The following is a 20119-nucleotide window of genomic DNA, read 5'->3' as shown; positions in this document are numbered from 1 at the left end:
GATGGGCGAAGGCGACCCCGGCCGGGCGGTGACCAAGGAGTTCTACGCCGCCGCACGCGAGTTGACCCAGTCTCACGGTTCGTTGCTGCTGGTCGATTCGATCCAGGCTGGCCTGCGCGCCCACGGCGTGCTGTCGATCGTCGACTACCCGGGCTTCGAGAAGCTCGAGGCACCGGACATGGAGACCTACTCCAAGGCGCTCAACGCCGGCCAGTACCCGATGTCGGTGCTCGCCGTGAACGAGCGCACCGCCGCGCTGTACCGCAAGGGCATCTACGGCAACACCATGACCGCCAACCCGCGCGCGCTCGACGTGGCCTGCGCCACCATGGGCCAGCTCAGCGACGCGGTGCGCGAGAACATCCGCGAGCGCGGCAAGGAGTTCGTGACCAAGCTCAACGCGCTGAAGGACGAGCTCGGCGGCCTGATCACCAAGGTGCAGGGCACCGGCCTGCTGTTCTCCTGCGAGCTGGCCCCGCAGTACAAGTGCTACGGCGCCGGCTCCACCGAGGAGTACATGCGCGAGCGCGGCATCGGCGTGATCCACGGCGGCGTCAACTCGCTGCGCTTCACCCCGCACTTCAACGTGACCAGCGCCGAGGTGGACCTGATCGTGGCGCACGTGAAGCACGCGCTGCTGCACGGCCCCAAGCGGGAGCAGGCCGAGGCGGCCTGATCGCCTCGCACCATCGACGTCAGTGACACCCAGGGGCGCGTCCTTACTGACGCGCCCTTGTTCATTCCGGGGCCGGCGTGCGCGTGGACTGCCGAACCGGCGCAGACTCCGGCAGCAGCGAGGCCGCCAGAAGACCCACCAGCACGGCCCCGATCATGTACCAGGCCGGTGCCAGCGCGTTGCCGCTGAGCCGCGTCAGCCAGGCCACCACGAACTGGGTAGACCCGCCGAACACCGAAATGGCCAGCGCGTAGACCAGCGCCAGCGCGCCGGAGCGCACGTGCGCCGGCAAGGACTCGGTGACGGCGACCAGCACGGTGCCGGTGGACAGCGTGGAGGCCACCGTCAGCACCACGGTGATCAGGTACAGCACCGCGCCGCTGCGCTCGCGATCGAGCAGCCAGAATGCCGGCAGGATCGCCACCAGCAGCACCAGCCACGGCACCAGCATCACCGGCTTGCGGCCCAGCCGGTCGGACAGCCACCCGCTGAGCGGGTCGCACACCAGGCCGCACAGGCCGACCAGCGCGGTCGCCCCCAGCGCCACGCGCTCGGACAGACCCAGCGTGGTGTTGGCGTAGGTGGTCATGTACTCCAGCACGTAGTTGCTGGTGGTGGCGGCAGCCAGCATGGCGATGCCCAGCAGCGCTACCCGCAGATAACCGATGCGGCCGACCCGCGGCGATGGCGCGCGGCGTGGCTCGGAGGTTTCCTCCAGCGTGCGCCGCATCAGCAGCCCGAACGGCACGATCACCGCGCCCAGCCCCAGCGCGACACGCCAGCCCCAGGCGTCGAGCTGGGCCGGCGTCAGCGCGTGCGCCAGCGCCACGCCCACCAGGCCCGCCACCAGCACGGCGGCGTCGGCCCCCATCGCCTGCATCGAGATATACAGCCCGCGCCGATGCAGCGGCGCCGCCTCCATCAGGAACGCGGTGCTCGGCCCCACCTCGCCGCCCAGCGCGAAGCCCTGCAGCAGCCGGAACATCACCACCAGCACCGGGGCGGCCACGCCGATCGATGCGTACGATGGCACCAGCGGCAGGCCGATCACCGCCACGCCGATCAGGCCGAACGACAGCAGCATCGCCGGCTTGCGTCCGCGCCGGTCGCCCATGCGACCGATCACCCAGGCACCCAGCGGACGGGTGAGGAAGCCCGCACCAAAGGTGGCCAGCGAAGCCAGCAGGCTGGCGCCCGGTTCGTCGGAAGGAAAGAAAGTGCGCCCGATCTGCGTGGCGAAGAACGCGTAGGTGACGAAATCGTAGAACTCGATCGCGTTGCCCACGGCCACCGCCGCGACCTGGCGCTTGCGCAGCGGGTGGGCGGTGCGGGTGGGGCGATCTTCCACGGCGTGCGCCGCATCCTCGCTCATGCACTCTCCCTTGGCCGCGCAGCGACCCCGTGCCGGCCAAGCATCGACGATGCGTCGGTCGCTGGCAATGCAGGCGGTCGCGCGTGACGACAACGCCGCGCGCGGCGGCCGGCGGCCACGCGTGCGACCAGGCCAGGGCGGGCAACGCCGTCCATGGCCTGCCGCCCTCGCCGCCAGCGGCGCCGCGACGGGCGGGCCATGCACGCCAAGGGCCTCGCCTCGGTGATGTCGACACTGCGCCGGGAACGGCAGCGCGCTGGAGGAGGCCACGGAGGGCCGGGCGGAAGCGGCCAACGGTCGTCCCGGGCGCCTTGGCGGTGCTTCGTGAACCGCTGCCTGCAGCGTGAGCGATCGCGGCCACCGAAGCACCGCGGATGCGCTTGTCGGCTGCAGGCCATAAGCTTTGCGGCCATGCGACACGCGTCGCTTCTCCACACACAGGCCCACGCGCATGCCCGTCGTCGAAGTCCGTCACCCGCTCATCCAGCACAAGCTCGGCCTGATGCGTCGGGCCGGCATCAGCACCAAGGACTTCCGCGAACTGGCTTCGGAGGTCGCCGCGTTGCTGACCTACGAGGCAACCAAGGACCTGGAGACCGTCGCGCAGATGATCGACGGCTGGGCCGGGCCGCTGACGGTGCAGCAGATCAAGGGCAAGAAGATCACCATCGTGCCGATTCTGCGCGCGGGGCTGGGCATGCTGCCGGGCGTGCTCGATCTGATTCCCGCCGCCAAGGTCAGCGTGGTCGGCCTGCAGCGCGACGAGGAAACGCTCAAGCCGGTCACCTACTACGAGAAGCTCACCGGCCGCATGGACGAGCGCATCGCGCTGATCGTCGACCCGATGCTCGCGACCGCCGGCACCCTGCTCGCCACCGTCGACATGCTCAAGGCTGCCGGTTGCAAGCGCATCAAGGGGCTGTTCCTGGTGGCGGCGCCAGAGGGCCTTGCGCGGATGCAGGCCGCGCACCCGGACGTGGAGATCTACACCGCGGCGGTGGACGACCAGCTCAATGCCCAGGGCTACATCCTGCCCGGCCTCGGCGACGCCGGCGACAAGATTTTCGGCACCAAGCAGCTGCCCGACGCGGGCTGAGCGTACGGGGGTTTCATCCCTATCCCACATCACGCAAAGTAATCGGATGTCGGCATGGGCCGACATCGCCGACAGCGCGGCTCCGGGGGGAGCGTTCGCAGAACTGTCGCAAAAGCTTGCTAGCGTGCGGCGTTTCATGGATCCGGCAAGGATCCCGCCAGAGGGAGTGACTTTTCATGCAGGGAACCACCATGCGGCGCGCCATCCTGGCGACGCTGACCGGCGCGGCGATGTCATTTTCCGCCTACGCCAGCGATCTTCAGATCAACCAGTTCCGCGTCCGCGGGCCGGCCGGCGGCAACGACGAGTTCGTCGAGCTGGTCAACGCCGGCTCGAGCGCGCTGGATGTGTCCGGTTATCAGCTCAATGGCTCCAACGCCAGCGGCACGGTAGGCACGCGCCTCACCTTGCCGGACGGCACACGCATCGCACCGGGCTGCCATCTGCTGCTGACCAACAAATCCAGCAGCGGGTATTCCGGCACCGTCGCCGGCGACCTCACCTACAGCACCGGCGTCACCGACACCGGTGGGCTGGCGATTCTCGATGCCTCCGGCTCGATGATCGACCAGGTCGGCCTGAGCGCCGGCTCGGCCTACCAGGAGGGCACGCCGCTGGCCTCGCTCGGCAGCAACAACGCCGACCAGTCCTACATCCGCAGCACCAACGCCGCCGGCCTGCCGAACGACAGCGGCGACAACAGCGCCGACTTCGTGCTGGCCAGCCCCAGCACCCCCAGCAACAGCGCCAGCCCGTGCGTGGCGATGGGCGCCAGCGTGTCAATCGCCGATGCCAGCGCCACCGTACGCGGCGCCGCCGACGTGGCGATGCCGTTCACCATCACGCTGTCCGAGCCGGCTCCGGCCGGCAGCGGCGTGACCGTGCACGTGGCCACCGCGGACGACACCGCCTCGGCCAGCGCCGGCGACTACGACGCGCTCGACACCGACCTCACCGTCGCGCCGGGCGAAAGCAGCGCCAGCTTCAACGTGATCGTGCACGGCAGCAGCGTCGGCAAGACCGACCGCGCCTTCGACGTCACCCTGAGCAACCCCTCGGGCGGCTACACGCTGGCCCGCGACAGCGCGATCGGCGCGATCCTGTACGACATCCCGGTCGATGCCGAGCTGTGGCAGATCCAGGGCCGTGAGCAGACCTCGCCGCTGCTGGGCAAGACCGTGCTTACCCACGGCAACGTCGTCACCGCGGTGGGCCCGGCCGGCTTCACCATGCAGACCCCGGACGCCCGCGCCGACGCCGATCCGCTGACCTCCAACGGCGTCTACGTGTTCACCGGCAGCGCACCCACGGTCGCCATGGGCGACGTGGTGGATGTCGATGCGGTGGTGGACAACTACTACCACCTCACCGAGCTGAAGAACCCGGTCGTGAACGTCGTATCGCACGGGGCGGAATTGCCGAAGGCGGTGATGTTCGATGCCGCCACGCCCTCGTCCAATCCGGACCACCTGTCGTGCGGCGCCACCAACTTCCAGTGCTTCATCAGCATGCGGGTGAAGCTGCGCCACGGCATGATCAACACCGGCAACAAGCGCTTCAGCAGCGAGCCGTTCGCCGAGGTGAGCATCACCGCCAACGGCCGGCGCTCGCTGCGCGAGCCGGGCGTGGTCTACGGGGTACCGGTGCCGGACGGCGTGAGCCTGCCCCACTGGGACGGCAACCCGGAAGTGTTCAAGATGAACACTGCCGACTTCGGCGCGGTGCCGCTGAACACGCCGTTCAATGCCGGCTCCACGTTCGAGGCCGAGGGCGTGATCTCCTACGACTTCGGCGCGTACACGCTGATCCCCACCTCATTCAAGCTGAAGAAAGCGGTGCAGCTGCCGCGGGCGGTGGATCACGCGATTCCGGTGGCGCTGCGGATCGGCGCGTTCAACACCGAGCGCTTCTGCGACACCACCTTCGACACCACCTACACCTGCAGCGGTGGCTCCGGCGAGCCGACCGCAGAGGAGGTGGCGCTGAAGACCCGCCGGCTGTCGGCGTACATCGGCGGCGTGCTGCGCTCACCGGACGTGCTGTCGGTGGAGGAAGTCAAAAGCCTGCCGCTGCTGCAGGGCCTGGCCAAGCAGCTCGGCGACGACTACGGCGTGAGCTACGACGCCTACCTGATGGAAGGCCACGACCCTTCGGGTATCGATGTGGGCTTCCTGGTGCGGACCGATCGCGTGAAGGTGCTCTCGGTGCGCCAGCTGGCGGCCGACGAGACCTGGGATGACAACGGCAACACGCCGTACATCCACGACCATCCGCCGCTGCTGCTCACGGCGCAGGCCGGGCTGATGCGGTTCCAGGTGATCTCGGTGCACACCAAGGCCCGCCAGAACGTCGACAAGACCGGCAGCTCGGCCGATCGCGATCGCGAGAAGCGGTTCGAGCAGGCGAAGTCGATCGCCACGCAGGTGCAGCAGCTGCAGCAGGCCTCGCCGCTGACCCCGCTGGTGGTGGTGGGCGACTTCAACGCCTACCAGTTCAGCGACGGCTTCGTCGACATGGTCGGGCTGATCTCCGGACGCTACAAGGACAGCGAGAACCTGCTCAAGCTGGGTGAGCCGAACATCGTGCATCCGTCGCTGTGGAACGCGGTGGAGTCGGTGCCGGCGAACGATCGCTACTCGTTCCAGTTCACGCAGAACTTCGGCGAGATCCAGGGCTACACCAAGGCGGGCTCGGGCAACTCCGGCCGCTCGGTGCCGACCTTCCAGGTGCTCGACCACGCGCTGCTGAACCTGCCGGCCCGCTGGCGCTTCCTGCGCATGCAGTACGGCCGCGGGGATCTCGATGCACCGGCACAGACGCTCGAGGACGCGGCCAGCGCCACCGGCGTGACCCAGGCGATCGGGGCCTCGGACCATGACGGCCTGGTGGTGGAATTGCTCGATCCTTCCATCCTGTTCGGCAGCAAGCCGCGCGGGCACGGCCACGGTCACGATGACCATGACCATGACCATGGCCGCGATCACCACTAAGCCGCAGCGCTGAAACCGAAAAGGCCACGCTCCTGCCGGGGCGTGGCCTTTTCCTTTTTCCGCGACACCGGCTGATTGCTGCGGCCGACCCGCACGTGCAAGCCGCTCGATTCACTCGCTCGGATCAGGCCGTGCGGCTGGCACCAAGGCGGGCGAAGCGGTCCGTGGCCTCCACCAGTTCGTGCAGGATCCCCGGCTCGAAGGCCGAGTGCCCCGCGTCCTGCACGATGCGCAGGTCCGCCTCGGGCCAGGCACGGTGCAGGTCCCACGCGCTGCGGATCGGGCACACCACGTCGTAGCGGCCCTGCACGATGGTGGCCGGGATGTTGCGGATGCGACCCACGTTGCGCAGCAGCTGGTCGTCGTGTTCGAAGAACCCGCCGTGCACGAAGTAGTGGCATTCGATGCGCGCGAAGGCGAGCGCGAATTCGTCCTCTGCGCTGGAATCGATATGCCCTTGGTCCTGCCACAGGAAACTGGTGGCGCCCTCCCACACCGACCACGCGCGCGCCGCCGCGATCCGCGTGGCGGCACCGTCGCTGGTGAGGCGCCGGTGGTAGGCGCTCATCAGGTCGCCCCGTTCGGCCTCCGGGATCGCGCCGAGATAGGTTTCCCAGGCATCGGGATAAAGTGCGTCGCAGCCCTTCTGGTAGAACCACTCCAGTTCCGACCGGCGCAACATGAAGATGCCGCGCAGCACCAGCTCGGTGACCCGATCCGGATGCGTCTCGGCGTAGGCCAGCGCCAGCGTGGAGCCCCACGAACCTCCGAACACCTGCCAGCGATCGATCGCCAGATGCTGACGCAGGCGCTCGATATCGGCGACCAGGTCCCAGGTGGTGTTGTCGGTGAGCTCGGCGTGTGGCGTGGACTTGCCGCAACCGCGCTGGTCGAACAGCACGATGCGGTACAGCGCCGGGTCGAAGAAGCGCCGGCACTTGCCGTTGACGCCGCCACCCGGGCCGCCGTGCAGGAACACCACCGGTTTGCCGTTCGGGTTGCCGCTCTGCTCGTAGTACAGCGTATGCAGCGGCGAGACCTTCAGGAACCCGCTATCGAACGGCTCGATCTCGGGATACAGCGTACGGCGCTCCGACGACATGGCAACACGCTCCTTGAAGTGGCGACAGCCGCTTAGGCTAGCACGCAGGCGGTCGCCGCTTTTCCGGCCTGGCGGGTGCACGCACGTGATCAGCAGCGGGCGGGACAGGCCCGGCCGCGATGCGTCACCAGACACGGCTCACCGCGCGCACGGCGCTGGTGCTGACGATTCTGTGCTGCTGGCGAAGGCGTGCCGCCTTGCCATGGCCGCTATCGGACGAACAGCTTGCCGGGATTGAGGATGCCGTTCGGATCGAAGGCCTGCTTGACGCCACGCATCAGCGCGATCTCCACCGCGCTGCGGGTGCTTTCCAGGTACGCGCGCTTGACCAGGCCAATGCCGTGCTCGGCCGAGATGCTGCCGCCGAACTGCTGCAACGTGGCAGCCAGGTGCCTGGTGACGTGCTCGCACTGGGCAATGAACATCGCGTCGTCCATGCCGGGCGGCGCGAGCACGTTGATGTGCAGGTTGCCGTCGCCGATATGGCCGAACCACACCACCTCGAACTGCGGGTACTCCGCGCCGAGCAACGCCTGCATCGCGTGCAGGAAGGCGGGCACCGCGCTGACCCGCACCGACACGTCGTTCTTGTACGGCCGGCGTGGCGCCAGGCTCTCGGTGATGCCCTCGCGCAGTCGCCACAACGCATTGGCCTGTGCATCGCTCTGCGCGATCACGCCGTCACTGATCCAGCCCTGCTCCATGCCGTGCTCGAAGGCGGCCAGGGCAGCGTCCTGCGCCTGTTCGTCCGCTGCGTCGTACTCGGTGACCACGTAAAACGGATGATCGCCCTCGATCGCCCGCTGGGCGCCGTGGGCCAGCACGTGGCGCAGCGCCACGTCGGTGAAGAACTCGAACGCCTGCAGCGACAGCCGCCCGCGGAACAGCGCGAACACCTGCATCAAGGCATCCATGTGCGGCAGCGCCAGCAGCATCACCTGCGACGGCGGCGGCGGGTCGGTGAGCTTGAGCGTGGCCTCGGCGATGATGCCGAGCGTGCCCTCCGAGGCGATCATCAGCTGGCGCAGGTCGTAGCCGCTGGAGTTCTTGATCAGGCCCCGGTTGAGTTCCAGCCGCTCGCCGGTGGCCGTGATCACGGTGAGGCCGGCGATCCACTCTCGCGTGTTGCCGTAGCGGATCACCCGGATACCGCCGGCATTGGTGGCGATGTTGCCGCCGATCGAGCACGAGCCGCGGGCGGCGAAATCGACCGGATAGAGCAAGCCATGCGACCTCGCGGCGTCCTGCACCGCCTGCAGCGGCATGCCGGCCTGCACGGTGAGCGTGCGGTCGACCGCGTCGAAGGCCACGGGTTGGTTCATCCGCTCCAGGCTCACCACCAGTTCGCCATCGGCGGCGACCGCGCCACCGGAAAGCCCGGTGCGCCCGCCCGAGGGCACCACCGCCAGGGCGTGCCGGTGCGCCCAGCGCATCACCTCCTGCAGCTCCTCGATCGTGCCGGGCAAGGCGATCGCCAGCGGTGCAGGCGTCCAACGACGGGTCCAGTCGCGGCCGTAGTGCTCAAGGTCCGCGGCGTCCGTGAGCAGACGCAGGCCGGGCGCAGCGGCAGCAAGCGTGGCGAGCATGGGATCGGTCATGGCAGGGTCCTGGGGCAGGCAGTTAGCCTGACATCCGGCTCCGGCACGGTCCAGTGGTGCACCGCCGCATCGCAGCGCCGGCTCTGGCATAGTGGTGCTCCCGTCACGCGGCGATGGACCGGCATGAAAACCTCGTTTCCCAAAGAAGACATCAAGGTGCTGCTGCTCGAAGGCGTCAGCCAGAACGCGGTGGAGATCTTCCGCCAGGCCGGCTACAGCCAGATCGAATACCACCAGACTTCGCTGCCGGAAGACGAGCTGAAGGCGCGCGTTGCCGAGGCGCACATCGTCGGCATCCGCTCGCGCAGCCACCTCACCGCCGACGTGCTGGCCGAAGCCAAGCGGCTGATCGCGGTGGGCTGCTTCTGTATCGGCACCAACCAGGTAGACCTGGAAACGGCCAAGAAACTGGGCGTGCCGGTGTTCAATGCGCCCTACTCCAACACCCGCAGCGTGGCGGAGCTGGTGCTGGCAGAGGCGATCATGCTGCTGCGCGGCATCCCGCAGAAGAACGCGCTGTGCCACCGCGGCGGCTGGACCAAGTCCGCCGCCGGCAGCTACGAGGCGCGCGGCAAGACGCTCGGCGTGATCGGCTATGGCCACATCGGTACCCAGGTCGGCGTGCTGGCCGAGGGCCTGGGCATGCAGGTGATCTTCCACGACATCGAGACCAAGCTGTCGCTCGGCAACGCCCGCGCGGCGGCAAGCCTGGACGACCTGCTGGCGCGCTCGGACGTGGTCACGCTGCACGTTCCCGAGACTCCCGCCACCCAGATGATGATCGGCGCCAGCCAGCTGGCGAAGATGCGCGCCGGCGCGCTGTTGATCAACGCATCGCGCGGCACCGTGGTGGATATCGACGCGCTGGCCAAGGCACTGCAGCAAGGGCATCTGGCCGGCGCCGCGATCGATGTGTTTCCGGTCGAGCCCAAGGGCAACAGCGACCCGTTCGTCTCTCCGCTGGTGGGCTTGGACAACGTGATCCTGACACCGCACATCGGCGGTTCCACGCTCGAGGCGCAGGACAACATCGGCATCGAGGTGGCCGCCAAGCTGGTGCGCTACAGCGACAACGGCTCAACCCTGTCGGCGGTGAACTTTCCCGAGGTGTCGCTGCCGGAGCACCCGCGCAGCCGCCGTCTGCTGCACATCCACCAGAACGTGCCGGGCGTGCTGTCGCGCATCAACGAGCTGTTCTCCGCCGGCAACATCAACATCGACGCGCAGTTCCTGCAGACCGACCCGCAGGTCGGCTACGTAGTGATCGACGTCTCGGCCGACGAGGCGCAGGCCGACGCATTGAAGGACAAGCTCGCCGCGATCCAGGGCACGCTGCGCACGCGAGTGCTGTACTGAACCAGGCCGGTTCGACCGGAGGCACTCCTGGCCATCGCAAGGACGCAACTGACGCAAGCAGGCAACAAAAAACCGCGCCGAGGCGCGGTTTGATGGGACGATGCAGCCGCCCAGCTAATCAAATGGTCGGGGCGGCCGGATTCGAACCGACGACCCTCTGCCCCCCAGGCAGATGCGCTACCAGGCTGCGCTACGCCCCGACTGAAACAAGTCCGCAAGTCTAGCAGCTTGCGGGGCCGCGCCGGAAGCTCTCAGCGCCGCAGCATGCCCAGCACTTCTTCCAGTTCCATCCGCACCTGGCGCACGATCTGGTGCGACATGCTCGCTTCCATCCTCGCCTGGGGCCCCTCCAGACGGGCGCGCGCACCGGTAATGGTGAAGCCCTCGTCGTACAGCAGCGAACGAATCTGGCGAATCATCAGCACGTCGTGGCGCTGGTAGTAGCGCCGGTTGCCGCGGCGCTTGACCGGGTTGAGCGCAGGAAACTCCTGCTCCCAGTAGCGCAGCACGTGCGGTTTCACCCCGCACAACTCGCTGACCTCACCGATGGTGAAATAGCGCTTGGCCGGAATCGCGGGTAGTTCGGTGTTATTCCCTTGGTCCAGCATAGCCCTCGACCCGCACCTTGAGTTTCTGACCCGGACGGAACGTCACCACCCGCCGCGCGGAGATAGGAATCTCCTCGCCGGTTTTCGGGTTGCGCCCCGGACGCTGGTTCTTCATGCGCAGGTCGAAATTGCCGAAACCGGACAACTTCACCTGTTCTCCCCTTTCCAAGGCTTCGCGCACCACCTCAAAGTAAGCGTCGACGAATTCCTTCGCCTCGCGCTTGTTGAGGCCCACTTCGAGGAACAGGCGCTCGGCCATTTCCGCCTTGGTCAGCGCCATCTCAACCTCGCAACCTTGCCTTGCATGACATCTCCAACGCGGTAACCGCCTCACGTACGCAACGGTCCGCGTCGTCGTCGGTAAGCGTGCGTGAAGCGTCCTGTAAAATCAAGCCCATAGCGAGACTCTTTCGGCCTGCTTCGACCCCTTTGCCGCTGTACCGATCGAACAACTTGAGCTCGCTCAGTACGGCACCGAGGGTGTCACGTACCACCCGCTCGATCTGTGACCAGCTGACCGCCTCGGGCAGATCCAGCGCCAGGTCGCGGCGAACCGAGGGGAATCGTGCGACCGGTCGCGCGCGCGGCAGCCGGCGGGTCAGCAGCGGATCGAGGGCAACCTCCAGCACGTGGACGTCCGGCCCGAGATCAAGCACCTTGGCCAACTGCGGATGCAGCGCACCGAGGAAGCCCACAGTCACGCCATCGTGCGCCACGCGCGCACCGCGCCCAGGATGCAGCCACCCGGGCAGCTGGTCGGCGTGCACCGACCAGCGCTGCGGCTCGCCACCCCAGGCGATCAGGGCGTCGAGATCACCCTTGAGATCGAAGAAATCCAGCGCGCGGGCCGGCACGCCCCACTGTTCGGCGTGCGCGCCGCCGCAGGCGGCGATCGCCAGGCTCGGCGTTTCCAGCGGCGGATCGCCGGCAGCGAACACCCGCGCCACCTCGAACAAGCGCACCCGCTCCTGCTGGCGCGCCCGGTTGTGGCGCAGCGACTCGACCAGGCCAGGCAGCAACGACGGGCGCATGATCGCGAGGTCCGCCGACAGCGGATTGGCCAACGGCACCCCCTGGTCGCCAAAGCCCCAGCGGGCAAGCAGCTCGGCCGGCACGAACGACAGGTTCACCGCCTCGTAGTGGCCCCGCGCAGCCAGTTGCTCGCGCAGGGCAAGTTCGTCGATGCGCGCTTCCGGCGCAGCCGCCAGCGTCAGGGCGCCCGCCGGCGTATGGGTGGGGATGTTGTCGTAGCCGTAGATCCGCGCGACCTCCTCGATGAGGTCCTCTTCGCGCTCGATGTCGAAGCGGCTGCTGGGTGCGGTGACGCGCCAGCCATCGGGCGCATCCTCCACGCGCATGCCCAGCGCGGTAAAGATGCGCGACACTTCGGCGTCGGCCACCATCACGCCCAACACGCGGCGCAGGCGATCGCGCCGCAGGGTGACCGGCACGGGCTGCGGCAGGTCGTCGGGCCGCTCCGCCACCAGCACGGGCCCGGCGCGGCCGCCAACGATCAGCAGCAGCAATTCGGTGGCGCGCTCGAGCGCCCGCTGGGGCAGGGCCGGATCCACGCCGCGCTCGAAACGGTGCGAGGCATCCGTGTGCAGACCCAGCTTGCGCGCCTTGCCCATGATCGCGGCCGGCGCGAAGTGGGCCGACTCCAGGAACACGTTCACCGTGGTGTCGGTGACGCGGGAGCCATGCCCACCCATCACGCCAGCGACGGCCAGCGCCTGGTGCTCGTCGGCGATCACCACGAAGCCGCCGTCGAGCGTTGCCTCGCTGGCATCGAGCAGCTTCAGCGTTTCGCCTTGCGCCGCATGGCGCACCACGATGTCGCCACGGAGCACGTCGTTATCGAACGCATGCATGGGCTGGCCCAGCTCGAGCATCACGTAGTTGGTGACGTCGACCACGGCGCTGATCGGGCGCAGCCCTGCCCGGCGCAGGCGTTCGGCCATCCACAATGGCGTGCGCGCGGTCGCGTCGATGCCCTCGATGATGCGGCCGAGATAACGCGGCGCATCCTTGCCCGCCTCCAGCCGAATGCCGCGACGGGCGGCGCCGGTCACCGGAGCGGTCGACTGCGCCGGCACCTTCACCCGGCTGCCGAAAAGCGCTGCCACGTCGTGCGCGAGACCTACCAGGCCCAGGCAATCCGGACGGTTGGGCGTGAGCTTGAGCTCGATGCTGGCGTCCGGCAGGCCGAGGTAGGTCGCCAGTGGCTGGCCAACCGGCGCGTCCGCCGGCAGCTCCAGCAAGCCGGATGCATCGGCATCGACTCCCAGCTCCTTGGCCGAGCAGAGCATGCCTGTCGACTCCACCCCGCGCAGCCTGGCTGCCTTGATCGCGATGCCGCCCGGCAGCGAAGCGCCGACGGTGGCCAGCGGCACTTTGATGCCCACGCGCGCATTTGGCGCGCCGCAAACGATCTGCAGTAGCGCGCCCTGTCCGGCATCGACGCGGCACACCTGCAGCCGATCGGCTTCCGGATGCTTTTCGGCCGCCACGATCTCGGCCACCACGACCCCATCCAGCCCCTGGCCCAGGACGGTAAGTTCTTCCACCTCCAGGCCCGCCATGGTCAGTGCGTGAGCCAGCTGGGCCCGGTCCGCCTCGATTTCGACCAGCTCGCGCAGCCAGTTCTCGGAAAATTTCATCGTTGTCGGTTCCTTGCCGGGCTTACGCGAACTGCTTGAGGAAGCGCAGGTCGTTCTCGAAGAACGCGCGCAGGTCGGACACGCCATAGCGCAGCATGGCGAAGCGCTCCACGCCCAGGCCGAACGCGAAGCCGGTGTACCGCTCCGGATCAATGCCGCAGTTTCTCAGCACGTTCGGATGCACCATGCCGCAGCCCAGGACCTCCAGCCAGCGGGTGGATCCATCCTCCGCATCCCAGCGGATGTCCACCTCGGCCGAAGGTTCGGTAAAGGGGAAGTAGCTCGGGCGAAAACGCATCTCGAAATCGCGCTCGAAGAACGCCCGGACGAACTCGGCCAGCGTGCCCTTGAGGTCGGCAAAACTGGAGGTCTCGTCGACCAGTAGCCCTTCGACCTGGTGGAACATCGGCGAGTGGGTCTGGTCCGAATCGCTGCGATAGACCTTGCCCGGCGCGATGATGCGGATCGGCGGCTGCCGACCCTGCATCGAGCGCACCTGCACCGGCGAGGTGTGGGTGCGCAGCAGGCGCCCGTCGCCGAAGTAGAACGTGTCGTGCATGGCACGCGCCGGGTGGTGCGGCGGGAAGTTCAACGCCTCGAAGTTGTGCCAGTCGTCCTCGATCTCCGGACCGTCGGCGCGCTGGTAGCCGAGCCGGGCGAAGATCGAGGCGATGCGCTCGAGCGCGCGGGTGATCGGATGGATGCCACCGCGCTCACCGTCGCGACCGGGCAGGCTGATGTCGATGGTCTCCGAGGCGAGGCGCCGGTCCAGTTCGGCCTGTTCCAGGGTTGCCTTGCGTGCAGTCAACGCCTCGGCAAGCCGCTCCTTGACCCGGTTGACCTCGGCGCCGCGTGCCTTGCGCTCCTCGGGCGCCAGCGTGCCCAGCGACTTCAGCGCGGCGGTGACGACACCGCTTTTGCCGAGCAGGCCGACGCGCAGCGCATCGAGCGCGTCCAGCGAAGCGGCCCGTTCGATATCGGCCAGCGCCTGCGCGGCGCGGCTGTCCAGATCGTCCATCGATGCAGTTCCGGTGATTGCCCCAAACGAAAACGGGGAGGAGGCGTTGGCCTCCTCCCCGCTTGCTTTACATCATATCGTCGGCGCGCGAGCGCTGAAGACGATCAAGCAGCCAGACTGGCCTTCGCCTTTTCCGCGATGGCACCGAATGCCTTGATGTCGTGCACGGCGATGTCGGCCAGCACCTTGCGGTCGACCGTGATGCCGGCCTTGCTCAGGCCATTGATCAGACGGCTGTACGACATGCCGAACTGACGTGCGGCAGCATTGATGCGCACGATCCACAGGGCGCGAAACTGACGCTTGCGCTGCTTGCGACCGATGTAGGCGTACTGACCGGCCTTGATGACGGCCTGGTTGGCAACGCGGAAGACCTTGCGACGGGCGTTGTAATAGCCCTTGGCGCGGCCAATGATTTTCTTGTGACGACGACGGGCGGTAACGCCACGCTTTACACGAGCCATGGTTTATCTCCCCGCCTTAAAGGTACGGCAACATGCGAGCTACACCCTTGGTGTCGCACGCTTTCAGGTGGTTCGGGGCACGCAGGCCGCGCTTACGCTTGGTCGACTTCTTGGTCAGGATGTGTGACTTGAAGGCGTGACCGCACTTGATTTTGCCCGACGCGGTCTTGCGAAAACGCTTCGCAGCCGCCCGGTTGGTCTTGATCTTGGGCATGGAAATGCTCCTTATCCGGTTTCTGACTGATCTGGCGGTGGCGATGATCCAAAGGATCGAGCCACTCTTTCCGTCCTGCCGCGATCGGTGCACGACCCTTCCAAGCGGGTCGAACCGCGAAGTATACGCAAGCATGTGGCAGCGCACCAGTAGCCGGATGAAAAGGCCAGGAACAGTTGCCCGAAAGCCCTGCCACCCCAAGAGCGCGGCGCGCCATATGCCCGGTGCCGCGGGGCGAAAACGCAAAACGGCGGCCCGAAGGCCGCCGATTGCACTGTCCGCGCCGGGCGAACCGGCCGCGTGATCGCCTACTTTTTCTTCGGCCCGATCATCATGACCATCTGGCGCCCCTCGAGACGCGGGAACGATTCAACCTGACCGTTCTCGCCGACGTCTTCCTGGATCTTCTTGGCCAGGTTCTGGCCCAGATCCTGATGGGACATCTCGCGGCCGCGAAAGCGGATGGTGACCTTGACCTTGTCGCCCTCTTCCAGGAAGCGGAGCATGTTGCGCAGCTTGATCTGGTAGTCGCCCACGTCGGTCACGGGGCGAAACTTCACTTCCTTGATCTCGACCTGCTTCTGCTTCTTCTTGGCGGCGGAAGCCTTCTTCTGGGCTTCGAACTTGAACTTGCCGTAATCCATGATGCGGCAGACCGGCGGATCGCCGTTCGGCTGGATCTCGACCAGATCCATGCCTGCTTCCTGCGCCAGGGCCAAGGCCTCGTCACGGGTGAGAATGCCAAGCTGTTCGGAATCGACGCCGATCACGCGGACCCGCGGAACGCGGATCTCGAGGTTGCGGCGATTGCCCTTGCTGTCGGTGGTTGCGATACCACTATCCTCCAGAAAATTGTTATTGAACCGGGCGCGCCGTCAACGGCGCGTCTCGGCCTGCAGACGTTCGATGAAGTCGGCCAGCGGCATGCTGCCGAGATCTTCCCCCGAACGGGTACGCACAGAAACGGCACCGGCCTCCTTCTCGCGATCACCAACGACAAGCAGGTACGGCACTTTCTGGATCGTATGCTCCCTGATTTTATAGCCGACCTTCTCGTTGCGCAAATCGGCCTCTACCCGGAAACCTTTGTCGACAAGGGCTTGCGTTACCTCAGCGACATAATCCGCCTGGGCGTCGGTAATGCTGAACACCGCCGCCTGCACCGGCGCCAGCCACGGCGGCAGCAGGCCTGCGTGGTGCTCGATCAGGATGCCGATGAAGCGCTCCATGGAACCGACGATGGCGCGATGCAGCATCACAGGGTGCTGGCGCTGCGAGTTTTCGTCGACATACTCGGCGCCCAGGCGCTCCGGCATCATGAAATCGACCTGCATGGTGCCCACCTGCCATGCCCGACCGATCGAGTCCTTCATGTGGTACTCGATCTTCGGGCCATAGAAGGCTCCTTCGCCCGGCAGCTCTTCCCACTGCACGCCGGCGGCCGACAGCGCCGCGCGCAGCGCGGCCTCGGCCCGATCCCAGACCGCGTCAGTGCCAATGCGCTTGTCTGGACGCAGTGCGATCTTCAACGCGATGTCTTCGAAGCCGAAGTCGCCGTACACCGCCATCGCCTGCTGGTGGAAGGCGGTGACTTCGGACTCGATCTGTTCGGCGGTGCAGAAGATATGGCCATCGTCCTGGGTAAACGCACGCACGCGCATGATGCCGTGCAGTGCACCGGACGGCTCGTTGCGGTGGCATCCGCCGAACTCCCCGTAACGAATGGGCAACTCGCGGTAACTGTGCAGGCCGGTGTTGAAGATCTGCACATGGCCGGGGCAGTTCATCGGCTTCAGCGCGTACGTATGCTTCTCCGACTCGGTGAAGAACATGTTCTCGGCGTAATTGTCCCAGTGGCCGGACCGCTTCCACAGCGACACGTCCAGCACCTGCGGGCAACGCACTTCCTGATAGCCGCTCTTGCGGTAGACGTCGCGCATGTACTGTTCAACCTGCTGCCAGATCGCCCAGCCTTTGGGATGCCAGAACACCATCCCCGGGCTTTCTTCCTGCTGGTGGAACAGATTCAACGCCTTGCCGATCTTGCGGTGATCGCGCTTTTCAGCCTCTTCCAACTGATGCAGGTAGGCCTTCAGATCCTTGTCGTTCAGCCAGGCGGTGCCGTAGATGCGGGTGAGCATCGCGTTGTTGGAATCGCCCCGCCAATAGGCGCCCGCCACCTTCATCAGCTTGAACGCACGCAGCTTGCCGGTGTTGGGCACGTGCGGGCCGCGGCACAGGTCGGTGAATTCGCCCTGGGAGTAAAGCGACAGATCCTCGCTGGCCGGAATCGACTCGATGATCTGCGCCTTGTACTCCTCACCCAGACCGCGGAAGAACGCCACGGCCTCGTCGCGCGATTTCACGCTGCGCGTCACCGGCAATTGCTCGGCAACGATCTTGTGCATCTCGGCCTCGATCTTCGGTAGGTCTTCCGGGGTGAAAGGCCGCTCGTAGGCGAAGTCGTAGTAGAAGCCGTTGTCGATCACCGGGCCGATGGTGACCTGCGCGCCCGGGTACAGCCGTTGCACTGCCTGGCCCATCAGGTGCGCAGTGGAATGACGCAGGATCTCCAGCGCCTCCGGGCTCTTGTCGGTGACGATCTGCAGGCTGGCGTCGTGATCGATCGGGAAGCCGGCATCGACGAGCTTGCCGTCGACCTTGCCGGCCAAAGTGGCCTTGGCCAGTCCGGCGCCAATGGAGGCGGCCACGTCCTGCACGCTCACGGGATGCTCGAACGGCCGCTTGCTGCCGTCGGGAAGGGTGATCTCGATCATGAAAAGTCTCTTTTGAAAGCAAAAAAGGGCTGGACGCCCTTTTCCTGATGACAAGGCGTGGAAAAAGTCAGCGTGGGCGGGAGGTAGTGGACATGTCGCACACTCGGCCGGCGTTTGGCACGCGAGCCACCTTGGCAGGAAGATCGAAGCAGATACCTAGTCTAGCCGAGAAAATGCGCCGGAACAGGTGCCCTGGGGCGCCTCCTTTCACACCGCAAAGACCACGTCCGTCAGGTGGGCGATAGAATCGCCGCTTCGCCTCAGGGAACCGACGCCATGCGTATTCTTGTCACCGGCACCGCCGGCTTCATCGGGGCGGCGCTCGCGCAACGGCTGCTGGCGCGCGGAGATGAAGTGTGGGGTCTGGACAATCACAACGACTACTACGACACGGCACTGAAAGAGGCCCGGCTGGCGCAGTTCGCGCAGCATCCGGCTTACACCCACCAGCGTGCGGACCTGGCCGATGCCGATGCCGTGCAAAGCGCATTTTCCCGATTCCGGCCGCAGCGCGTGGTCAACCTCGCGGCGCAGGCCGGCGTGCGCTATTCGCTCAAGAATCCGCACGCCTACGTGAGCAGCAACCTGGTCGGGTTCACCCACATCCTGGAGGCATGCCGGCATCACGCGGTGGAGCATCTCGTCTACGCCTCGTCCAGCTCGGTCTACGGCGCCAACCGCAAGCTGCCGTTCGCCGTCGAAGACGCGGTGGATCATCCGGTCAGCCTCTACGCCGCCACCAAGAAGGCGAACGAGCTGATGGCCCACACCTACAGCCATCTTTACGGGCTGCCGACGACGGGGCTGCGATTTTTCACGGTGTACGGTCCGTGGGGTCGGCCGGACATGTCGCCGATGCTGTTCGCCGACCGCATCAGCCGGGGCGAGCCGATCGACGTGTTCAACTTCGGCAACCACAGCCGCGACTTCACCTATGTGGACGACATCGTCGAGGGCGTGATCCGCACCCTCGACCACCCGGCCACGCCCGATCCCGCATACGACCCGATGCAGCCGAACGCCGGCACCTCGCTGGCACCCTATCGGGTCTACAACATCGGCAACGATCAGCCGGTGCAACTGCTGCGCTTCATCGAACTGATGGAGCAGGCACTGGGCCGCACGGTGGAAAAGCGTTTGCTGCCGATGCAGCCGGGCGACGTCCCGGACACCTGGGCCGACGTATCGGCGTTGCGCCGCGACGTCGGCTACTGTCCCGGCACGCCCATCGAGGAGGGCGTGGCGCGCTTCGTGGAGTGGTACCGCGCCTATCACGGCAGCTGATCGCCGGGGCGATTTGCGCAGCCCGGTCGACGTGCTTCGGAAACCCACCAGCAGTAGCACCCAGACCGAGCAGCGCCCTGGGCCATCTCACCCAACGCATCGAACCACGACTGCTGGCGCTGCTTGCGGTGATCGCCGGGCACTGTGGGTGTTCATCGGGACGGCCGGCGAAATGGTCGAAGGCGACAACCGACACCTGGGCCAATTGATGCTGCTGTCGATGCGGGTGGCCGGCCATCCAGAGACGCCGCCGGGGCCGGCGTGGCCGCAGGACGCCACCCGCGACATGGCCGCGCCGGGCAGCGTGACCCTGCTGGGGTGGCTGGTGCTGGCGGTGATCCTCTTTCTGCTGCTCGCATGCCGGCACGGCCCGGGGCCGTTCGTGGCGCAGGCCATCACCGGGGTGCGCTCGCCGCCCGCCTGCTCAAACAGGGCTTCCATCGCCCCCGCCCGCAGCTGTTTCCGCACGGTGACCTAGTGGTCACCGCCAGCTTTCGCAGCGGACGCGCGATGGTCTACCTGACCTGGAATCGCTGCTCGCCGAAACCGTCGCCACGCCCGGTCTGAAGATCTATCTGAATGAGCCCGTCCTGCGCGCTTGCGGCCCTTTTGAGTATCAGCCGGGTCTATCTCGTCGTGCACTGGCCGACTGGCGTGATCGCCGGCTGGACCACCGCTGCGGCCTGGGCGTTGCTGTGGTGGCTCGGTGCGAAATGGTTCGCTCGGCACTCGGCTTTGCCGGCATGGCCGGCAGACCCACGGTATCCCGCGAGGGGTCGTCCTGCTCCAACCGGCACTGCCCACGCCTGGCTGGTCGACGCATCGCTCGGTGCAAGGCGAGCGGACGGTCGTGCTCGAGCACCCGCATCGTGCGCTACCGCCTTCATGGCGGCAGCAACGCCCG

General features: G+C 66.9%; 17 protein-coding genes and 1 tRNA gene. 6 read left to right on the top strand and 12 right to left on the bottom strand.

Annotation, left to right across the window (positions count from 1 at the left end):
* Nucleotides 1-676: aminotransferase class III-fold pyridoxal phosphate-dependent enzyme (locus VFG40_RS07960; RefSeq protein WP_324896712.1), on the top strand; the 676-nt coding region annotated here is incomplete at its 5' end.
* A gap of 61 nt (nt 677-737) precedes the next feature.
* On the opposite strand, the gene VFG40_RS07955 is transcribed toward VFG40_RS07960, so the two are convergent.
* The gene (locus tag VFG40_RS07955; protein ID WP_324896710.1) at nt 738-2048 is read right to left on the bottom strand and encodes an MFS transporter; all 1311 of its coding nucleotides are present in this window, start codon (nt 2046-2048) and stop codon (nt 738-740) included.
* 451 nt (nt 2049-2499) lie between these two features.
* Between VFG40_RS07955 and upp the strand changes: the two genes are divergently transcribed.
* Both upp and VFG40_RS07945 read left to right on the top strand, forming a co-directional pair.
* Nucleotides 2500-3144, top strand: coding sequence for a uracil phosphoribosyltransferase (gene upp, locus VFG40_RS07950; protein WP_324896708.1), 645 nt, complete (start codon nt 2500-2502; stop codon nt 3142-3144).
* A gap of 176 nt (nt 3145-3320) precedes the next feature.
* On the top strand, nt 3321-6134 hold the full coding sequence (locus VFG40_RS07945; RefSeq protein WP_324896706.1) for a lamin tail domain-containing protein: 2814 nt from the start codon (nt 3321-3323) through the stop codon (nt 6132-6134).
* 124 nt (nt 6135-6258) lie between these two features.
* On the opposite strand, the gene pip is transcribed toward VFG40_RS07945, so the two are convergent.
* Nucleotides 6259-7236, bottom strand: coding sequence for a prolyl aminopeptidase (pip, locus tag VFG40_RS07940; RefSeq protein ID WP_324896704.1), 978 nt, complete (start codon nt 7234-7236; stop codon nt 6259-6261).
* A gap of 209 nt (nt 7237-7445) precedes the next feature.
* The gene (locus tag VFG40_RS07935; RefSeq protein ID WP_324896702.1) at nt 7446-8834 is read right to left on the bottom strand and encodes a D-2-hydroxyglutarate dehydrogenase; all 1389 of its coding nucleotides are present in this window, start codon (nt 8832-8834) and stop codon (nt 7446-7448) included.
* A 123-nt stretch (nt 8835-8957) separates the two neighbouring features.
* Between VFG40_RS07935 and serA the strand changes: the two genes are divergently transcribed.
* Nucleotides 8958-10190 carry a phosphoglycerate dehydrogenase gene (gene serA / locus VFG40_RS07930; RefSeq protein ID WP_324896700.1) on the top strand — a complete coding sequence of 411 codons (1233 nt, stop codon included), beginning with the start codon at nt 8958-8960 and terminating at the stop codon, nt 10188-10190.
* A 123-nt stretch (nt 10191-10313) separates the two neighbouring features.
* On the opposite strand, the gene VFG40_RS07925 is transcribed toward serA, so the two are convergent.
* From VFG40_RS07925 to thrS, 9 genes are all read right to left on the bottom strand, one after another.
* Nucleotides 10314-10390 (bottom strand) — tRNA-Pro (locus VFG40_RS07925).
* 51 nt (nt 10391-10441) lie between these two features.
* Nucleotides 10442-10798: a MerR family transcriptional regulator gene (locus VFG40_RS07920; RefSeq protein WP_324896698.1), complete on the bottom strand. Its 357-nt coding sequence runs from the start codon at nt 10796-10798 to the stop codon at nt 10442-10444.
* Complete coding sequence (gene ihfA / locus VFG40_RS07915) at nt 10779-11078, bottom strand: integration host factor subunit alpha (RefSeq protein ID WP_109722733.1); 300 nt, start codon at nt 11076-11078, stop codon at nt 10779-10781. Before ihfA ends, VFG40_RS07920 begins: the two co-directional genes overlap by 20 nt.
* 1 nt (nt 11079) lies before the next feature.
* On the bottom strand, nt 11080-13458 hold the full coding sequence (gene pheT, locus VFG40_RS07910; RefSeq protein ID WP_324896695.1) for a phenylalanine--tRNA ligase subunit beta: 2379 nt from the start codon (nt 13456-13458) through the stop codon (nt 11080-11082).
* Nucleotides 13459-13480: 22 nt separating this feature from the next.
* Complete coding sequence (gene pheS, locus VFG40_RS07905) at nt 13481-14476, bottom strand: phenylalanine--tRNA ligase subunit alpha (RefSeq protein ID WP_324896693.1); 996 nt, start codon at nt 14474-14476, stop codon at nt 13481-13483.
* A gap of 104 nt (nt 14477-14580) precedes the next feature.
* Nucleotides 14581-14940 carry a 50S ribosomal protein L20 gene (rplT, locus tag VFG40_RS07900; protein ID WP_324896691.1) on the bottom strand — a complete coding sequence of 120 codons (360 nt, stop codon included), beginning with the start codon at nt 14938-14940 and terminating at the stop codon, nt 14581-14583.
* 16 nt (nt 14941-14956) lie between these two features.
* Complete coding sequence (rpmI, locus tag VFG40_RS07895) at nt 14957-15154, bottom strand: 50S ribosomal protein L35 (RefSeq protein ID WP_077445148.1); 198 nt, start codon at nt 15152-15154, stop codon at nt 14957-14959.
* Between the two features lie 308 nt (nt 15155-15462).
* Nucleotides 15463-16002, bottom strand: a complete 540-nt coding sequence (gene infC / locus VFG40_RS07890) for a translation initiation factor IF-3 (RefSeq protein ID WP_414649270.1) — start codon at nt 16000-16002, stop codon at nt 15463-15465.
* 27 nt (nt 16003-16029) lie between these two features.
* Nucleotides 16030-17931, bottom strand: coding sequence for a threonine--tRNA ligase (gene thrS, locus VFG40_RS07885; protein WP_324896686.1), 1902 nt, complete (start codon nt 17929-17931; stop codon nt 16030-16032).
* Between the two features lie 276 nt (nt 17932-18207).
* Here thrS and VFG40_RS07880 point away from each other — a divergent pair, with 276 nt between their 5' ends.
* Nucleotides 18208-19215 carry an NAD-dependent epimerase gene (locus VFG40_RS07880; protein ID WP_324896684.1) on the top strand — a complete coding sequence of 336 codons (1008 nt, stop codon included), beginning with the start codon at nt 18208-18210 and terminating at the stop codon, nt 19213-19215.
* Between the two features lie 172 nt (nt 19216-19387).
* The gene (locus VFG40_RS07875; RefSeq protein ID WP_324896682.1) at nt 19388-19693 is read left to right on the top strand and encodes a hypothetical protein; all 306 of its coding nucleotides are present in this window, start codon (nt 19388-19390) and stop codon (nt 19691-19693) included.
* Nucleotides 19694-20119 lie beyond the last annotated feature (426 nt).

Source organism: Dyella sp., assembly GCF_035685805.1.
In the GTDB taxonomy this organism is placed as follows: Bacteria; Pseudomonadota; Gammaproteobacteria; order Xanthomonadales; family Rhodanobacteraceae; genus Dyella_A.
Note: the sequence above shows the minus strand (reverse complement) of the source record. Positions and strands in the feature narration are given on the sequence as shown.